Raw genomic sequence first — 6,992 nt, 5'->3', positions numbered from 1 at the left:
TACGACAAGCTCGCCAGAAACTTCCTCGCCGGCGCCATCCTGGCCGCGACCGTCGTCTGGGGGCTCAATTGAGCCCCGACCCTAGTCGTGCTCGTGCACAGCCGGGGGCCCGGCTCAGGGGCCGCCCCGCGACAGACCAATGGTCCGCCTGGAATGAGCTAAGAGCTTGGTTTAACTATTTTTTCTGTGGGGTCTGCGCTCTCTATCGGGACCATTTGTCCGGTTTGAGAGCGGGGAGTCGGTTGGGGAGTGGTGCCTGAGTGAGACACCAGGAAGGCCCTATTTTTTCGCTGGGACTTTACGTCTTGGCCGCTAGGATTAGGCTCCGCTGGAGAGCCCCTCATCTAACCCCGCCAGATCACCTAAAGGGCTTCTGGGATCGCGTCCCGTGGGGTGGTGTAGCTGGGGGCGGATCACCACGGATGTCGGCGTCGAACGACGGCCGTCCGATTTGCGTTACATCAAAGCGGCTGGCTTGAAATCGTGATTTCCGGATAGGTGGATAGGTGGGACATCCCGGTTCTCGGGGGCGTCTCGTCAGGCAGAGCATGGGACGGTCGCACAAACGCGGATGGCTGATGACCTTGCGCCGCTTTTCCGGCGTCGGGATTGTGCTGTTCGCGCTGATCTTCGTCGTCGGCTCGGTGCGGGCGCATGCGCTCGCCGCAGCGGTCGGCGACAGCGACCTGTGTTCGGCCATAGCCTTCACGGGTACGAGCACGCCGGCTCCCGCCACCGGCGATCCCGGCGATCTCGCCAGTTGCCAGCACGCGTGCTGTGAGCTCGGCTTCTGCCTTGGCGCCACGCCTATTGTTCCGACCGCCCCTTCGATCGGCCCGGCTCTTCAGGCCGTCATTTCGCAAGTCGCGGCGGTTGACTTCTTCGGTTTGCACGACGGCACCCACTGTGCCGGTTTCCGCCCACGCGGCCCTCCGAACGCCTGATTTGCCCGATCGTTCAGGCGGCGCTGTGCCGCTTTCGTCGGGTGAAGTCGGGCCGTTTCTCGCCGTCGGCCGGTTCCCGTCGTCACCGCCCCGCTTCACCCATCGTCCACTTGCCGAACATCCGGCTCGAACTGCGGGTTGATGCGCGACCTGACCTTCTCCTGCCGGTCATCCGTCGCCGCACTCGCCTTTCTCCGGATCGTTCGGACCGAGCCAAACCGGCCTTCGGACCGATCGAGTCGCCCGAAGGCTTCGGCAACGAGGTGATGTTCAGAGGCTGATTCATTCCTGTGATAGCAACGACGGCACAATTCCGACTGCGCGGCAACCGAGGCGTGCGAGCGTTCCGGGGCTAGTTCGTAGTATGCCCTATTAGTTGTTTGATCTAGCGCAACGTCCGTCCCGCGACGGAGGTCGTAAATCCGCTCGGTACGGAATACGACCCGACGGCTACTGCCGCCGAGCGGGGCGAGCAGAACAACCTCTTTCCCCGCTTTCGACAGTCGACCTTGCGGCCGTGCGGGCCGTCTTTCCGCGCCGCTGAGAACCTATTGCGTCCAATCGAGATGACAGGCGCCGTCGGCGGCCGCATGGCCGACCGCGAGAGGATGCTTTTGCCGTCGAACCGGGGCGGCTGAAGCTTGGGTTGGTCGTGAGGCCCGCCGCTGTCGGCTGCCGTCCCGTTCGCGAAAAAAGGCAGGAACGCGATCATGAGATCGATTTTGAAGACCTCCGTCGCTGTGGCGTCGCTGGTCGGCTGGGGGACGTTGTCGGTTTCCGCCGCCGAGAACCTGGCGGACGTCATGAAGCGTCGCGGGCTGAGCCAGAAGGACCTTCTGGCCGCCGCCAAGACCTACACGCCGACCGGGGGACGCGACGAGTTCGTCGTCTTCTCGTCCGGCGGTCAGTCCGGCCAGATCATGGTCTACGGCGTGCCGTCGATGCGTCTTCTGAAGTACATCGCGGTGTTCACGCCCGAGCCCTGGCAGGGCTTCGGCTTCGACGACGAATCGAAGAAGATCCTCGACCAGGGCAAGATCGACGGCCGCGAGATCCGCTGGGGCGACACCCACCATCCGGCGCTCTCGGAGACCAACGGCAAGCCGGACGGCGAGTTTCTGTTCATCAACGACAAGGCCAATCCGCGCGTCGCCGTCGTCTCGCTGCACGACTTCGAGACCCAGCAGATCGTGGTCAATCCGATCCTGCAGTCCGAGCACGGCGGAACCTTCGTCACGCCGAACTCGGAATACGTGATCGAGGCGGCGCAATACCCGGGCGTCCTCGGACGGGGCTACGCCCCGCTGTCCGAGTTCAACGACAAGTTCCGCGGTGCCGTCACCTATTGGAAGTTCGATCGTGCAAAGGGGCGCATCGATGTCGAGAAGTCGTTCTCGATCGAGCTGCCGCCCTACACCCAGGATCTGGCCGACGCCGGCAAGGGTCCCTCCGACGGCTGGTCGTTCATCAACTCCTTCTGTGCCGAGCGTTATGTCGGCGGAATCGAGCAGGGCAGGCCACCCTTCGAGGCGGGGTGCTCGGCCAACGACGCCGACTACCTGCACGTGATCAACTGGAAGAAGGCCGCCGAGGTCGCCGCCGCCGGCAAGACGACGAAGATCAACGGCCACGACGTCATCCCGATGAAGACCGCGATCGACGAGGGCCTCCTCTTCCTGATCGCCGAGCCGAAGTCGCCGCACGGCGCCGACGTCACGCCCGACGGCAAGTACATCATCGTCGGCGGCAAGCTCGACACCAACGTGACGGTCTACTCGTGGGAGAAGATCAAGGCGGCGATCGATGCCAAGCAGTTTGCCTCCAAGGATCCCTACGGGATCCCGATCCTCGACATGAAGCAGGTCATCCACAAGCAGGTCCAGCTCGGCCTCGGGCCGCTGCATACGCAGTACGACTCCAAGCCGTGCATCGCCTACACGTCGCTCTACGTCGACAGCCAAGTGGCCAAGTACGACTACTGCGAAGGCAAGGTGCTCGACAAGATCTCGGTGCACTACAATATCGGCCACCTCATGACGATGGAGGGAGACAGCGCCGCCCCGGCCGGAAAATACCTGGTCGCTCTCAACAAGCTGGCGATCGACCGCTTCAACCCGGTGGGTCCGCTGCACCCGCAGAACCATCAGCTCATCGACATCACCGGCGACAAGATGGAGCTCTTGTACGACATGCCGGTGCCGCTCGGCGAGCCGCACTACGCGGCGGCGATCGCGACCGACAAGCTCAAGCCGCTTATCCGCTACAAGTACGGCACCGACAGCCGGACCGGTCTCGACAGCCCGTTCGCGGTGCGGCCGGGTTCCGAGAAGATCGTCCGCGAGCCCGGCAAGGTCACGGTGTTCGGCACGGCGATCCGCTCGCACTTCACGCCCGAGATCGTCGAGGTGAACGAAGGCGACGAGGTCACGTTCCACATCACCAACTCGGAGCGGGCCGAGGACGAGACCCACGGCTTCGCCGTGTCCACCTACGCGGGCAATCTCAGCCTCGAGCCGGGCAAGACCGCGTCGCTGACCTTCAAGGCCGATCGGCCCGGCGCCTTCTCGTTCTACTGCACCGAGTTCTGCTCGGCGCTGCATCTCGAGATGGAAGGCTACCTGATGGTCAAGCCGAAGGGGCTGGTCGACCAGGTGTCGGCAAAGGCCACCGACGCCGTGACCTACACCAAGGCGGACTTCGACAAGCAGTACAAGACCAACCTCGACACCCAGACCGTGATCGACAGCGTGGTCAAGTACATCATGTCGACCAACTACAAGGACTTCCCGACCGTCGTCGCCCTCGTCGAGGACGCCGTCGACCAGCTCAACTTCGCCAAGGAGTCGCGTGACAAGACCGACGACGCGGCGAAGAAGGGAGACTGGCAGCAGGGAACCCTGTGGGCGAACCAGTGGTGGCAATATCAGGTCAAGGCCGCCGACATCGGCCTGCGCGTCAAGACTTACTTGGAGGAGCACGGAGCCAAGACCGTCGCCAAGTGAGGTGGAACCTCGGTGCCCGTGAGGCATCGCGCCCCTCCCGCCGCTCGGCGGCGGGTGGGGCGGACGTCCCAGGGAGCACGGCGCTCGGCCACGCACCGTTCGGCGCGTTCGAGCCGGGACGCACTCCACGTCGATCAAATCGCTCGCCTTGCGAGGACGCGGGTGACTCTCGTCGCCGCGCACGATTGGTCTCGACAAGGCGCGGGTGAATGTCACGGAGATCCCAATGATCCGATTCGGAGCGGGCTTGATCGTCTGTCTTCTCGCGACGACGATTGCGGCCCACGGCCAAGGCGCCGGCCAGGAGTCCGCGGCAGACGGTGCGAGCGAAGGAAGAACCCTTTTCCGCACCAAGACCTGCGTGGCTTGTCACGGCCGGGACGGCTCCAGAGCGATCCAGAACTATCCCGACCTCGCCGGCCAAGATGCCCGGTACATGATCCAGCAGATGACCGACATCGCCTCCGGGGCCCGCATGTCCGGCCCCGATCCGCGCGGCTTCCCCCGAACCCAAGGCATGAAGGACATCATGCATCTCGTCACGCAGGAGCAGCGGGCGTCGATCGCCGACTATTTGTCCAAGCTTCCGGCGCCGAAGCCGCGACCGCTCGATCCGGCGGTCGACAGCGCCCGGCTGGCGGAGGGAAAGCAGGCTTACGCGAAGGGCGGCTGCATCGCCTGCCATGGGCCCGATGGCTCCAAGCCGGTGCCGAGCTATCCGTACATCGGCGGCATGAAGCGGGAGTATCTCGTCCTGCAGATCACCGAGATCAAGGCGGGCGTGCGCCGCAACAGCCGGGTCCGGTCGATGCTGCCGTTCGCCAGCAAGCTCGACGACGCGAAGATCGCGGCAATCGCCGACTATCTGTCGCAGATCAAGCGCAATCCAGACTGATGGAACACAATGCGTGAACACAGGAGATCCGACATGAGAGAGCGCCTCTCTTCGACCGTCGCCCTGGTGGCTTTTTTGCTTGTCGGGTCCGCCCAGGCGGCCGACAACCGGCAGGCTGTCGACCCGGCGACGCTGGAGCAGAACAAGACCAAGAAGGAGTGGATGAGCGCCGGCGGCGAGCGCGAGGAGGCGCTCTTGCTGAAGCCGAACGTCGACAACGGCCGCGAGGTCTACGAGGTCTGTTCCGCCTGCCACATGCCGGAAGGCTGGGGACTGAGCGACGGCACCTTCCCGCAGCTCGCCGGCCAGCATCGGACGGTCATCATCAAGCAGCTCGCCGACATCCGCGACGGCCATCGCGACAATCCCACCATGTACCCGTTCGCGCTGCCCTCCGAGATCGGCGGCGTGCAGTCGATCGCCGACGTCTCGGAATACGTCTCGTTGCTGAAGATGAACCCGCAGAACGGCGTCGGCCCCGGCACCGACCTCGCGCTCGGGGCGAAGCTCTACGCCGACAATTGCGTGCGTTGCCACGGCGAGACGGGCGAGGGCGATGCGACGAAGTACTATCCGCGCATCCAGGCCCAGCACTACGAGTACCTGCTGCGCCAGTACCGCTGGATCAAGGAGGGCAAGCGCCGCAACTCGAATCCGGAGATGGTCGAGCAGATCAAGGGCTTCACCGATCGCGACACGGTGGCCGTGCTCGACTACGTGTCGCGGCTGAAGCCGCCGCCGGAGTTCGTCGCCCCGGTCGGCTGGAAGAACCCCGACTTCAAGTGAGCCCGGCAGGGGGCGCGCCGACCACGATCGCGACCTGACGTCGCCGTCGTGGTCCCGGGCCGGAAGGCGACCTCAGACGCCGACCGGCTTCAGGCCAGGAGAACGCATCATGTCCGCTTCCGTTTCGGCTCCGACCGCACCGTCCGCGGGCAAGCCGGATCTGCCGTCCTCGACCGCGGCGGCTGCGCGGCCCCGCATCGCGCGGGCCGCGATCCTGTTCCGTGTCCTCACTTTGGTCGCGCTCCTGGGCCTGGGAGCGTCCTACTTCACGCCGATCTGGTGGGTGTCGTTGAAAGCGCCGAACTATCCGGCCCAGACCTTCCCGGACGGGGTGCGCATCCACTTCCATGTCGACCGTGTCGCCAACGGCTGCCAGATGCGCGAGTCCAAGGAGGTGCTCGAGAAGGAAGCGCTCGACTGCGTTTCCGAGATGGACACCATCAACCATTTCGTCGGCATGTATCCGATCGCCTCCGGTGGCCCGGTGGAAATGATGTTCTCCGGGTTTCTTTACGCGTTTCTCGCCGTCGTCCTGTTGGGTTTCGCCATTCCCGGCCGGGTCCCCCGCACCCTGATCATGGCGGCCGGCTTCGCGGCGACCGCGGTCTGGATGACGCTCGCCCTCTACACGCCGGACGGCGTGCAATACATGGGGCGGAACTGGTTGGCCGGGCTGGTCGACAGTCTCGGCCGCGCCGACGACATCCCCGACGAGGCGTTGCACCCGGTCGTGCGGCAGCTCAAGGAATCGCTGGCCAAAAGCGGCATCGGTACACCGGCCGTCCCGAAAGCGGCGGTGGACGCCACCAGGGCGCAGTTGATCGACGCGCTGAAGACCGCACACGACGTCAAGGCGCCAGTCAGCCTGACGGAGCCGGCGCCGGTATGGAGCGGCCGCGCCCTCGACGTGCTGGCCTGGTACTATGCGGAAAGCCTCGGCCGCTGGTTCAACGAGCCGGCGAAGAACGCCCGCTACGTGACCACGGTGCGGACCACGACGCATGTGCTGTACGGCACCATCCTGGCCGCCATGGTGTTCTTCCTGTGGCTCGCCTGGCGGCCGCGGTCGCGGCTGTTCATCCTCTTTCCGATCGCCGGGATGTTGCTCCCGCTGATCTTCCTGGTCGTCTACTCGGCCTGGCTCTGGTGGTACGGCCACACGCTCAACGCGATGGGCGCCTTCACGCTCAAGCCGTTCATGCCCACCGTGTTCGGCGACGGCAAGGTGGCGCAGTTCTCCACCCACTCCTATCCGCATATCGGTTTCGCGCTGATGTGCCTGGTGGCCGCCGCGATGGCTGTCGCGGCCGTGCTGCGGCGGTCCCTGCCACCGGCGGCGAAGAATTGACGGGGGCGATGCCGTGC

5 protein-coding genes are annotated in these 6,992 nt (G+C 65.0%); all 5 read left to right on the top strand.

Annotated features, from left to right (window positions below):
• Positions 1-578: 578 nt before the first annotated feature.
• The 5 genes from HXX10_RS20540 (at position 579) to HXX10_RS20520 (ending at position 6,975) form a co-directional block, all read left to right on the top strand.
• A complete protein-coding gene (locus HXX10_RS20540; RefSeq protein ID WP_296524733.1) occupies positions 579-944 on the top strand; it encodes a hypothetical protein in 366 nt (121 codons plus the stop codon).
• 710 nt (positions 945-1,654) lie between these two features.
• Positions 1,655-3,946 carry a Sec-dependent nitrous-oxide reductase gene (gene nosZ / locus HXX10_RS20535; protein WP_296524732.1) on the top strand — a complete coding sequence of 764 codons (2,292 nt, stop codon included), beginning with the start codon at positions 1,655-1,657 and terminating at the stop codon, positions 3,944-3,946.
• Between the two features lie 226 nt (positions 3,947-4,172).
• Positions 4,173-4,841 (top strand): c-type cytochrome, encoded by a 669-nt coding sequence (locus HXX10_RS20530; protein ID WP_296524730.1) that lies wholly within the window; start codon positions 4,173-4,175, stop codon positions 4,839-4,841.
• Positions 4,842-4,874: 33 nt separating this feature from the next.
• Positions 4,875-5,627: a c-type cytochrome gene (locus HXX10_RS20525; protein WP_296524729.1), complete on the top strand. Its 753-nt coding sequence runs from the start codon at positions 4,875-4,877 to the stop codon at positions 5,625-5,627.
• A gap of 109 nt (positions 5,628-5,736) precedes the next feature.
• Positions 5,737-6,975, top strand: coding sequence for a hypothetical protein (locus HXX10_RS20520; RefSeq protein ID WP_296524727.1), 1,239 nt, complete (start codon positions 5,737-5,739; stop codon positions 6,973-6,975).
• The last annotated feature ends 17 nt before the right edge of the window (positions 6,976-6,992 follow it).

It is taken from the genome of Rhodoplanes sp. (assembly GCF_013377085.1).
Taxonomy (GTDB): domain Bacteria; phylum Pseudomonadota; class Alphaproteobacteria; order Rhizobiales; family Xanthobacteraceae; genus Rhodoplanes.
Note: the sequence above shows the minus strand (reverse complement) of the source record. Positions and strands in the feature narration are given on the sequence as shown.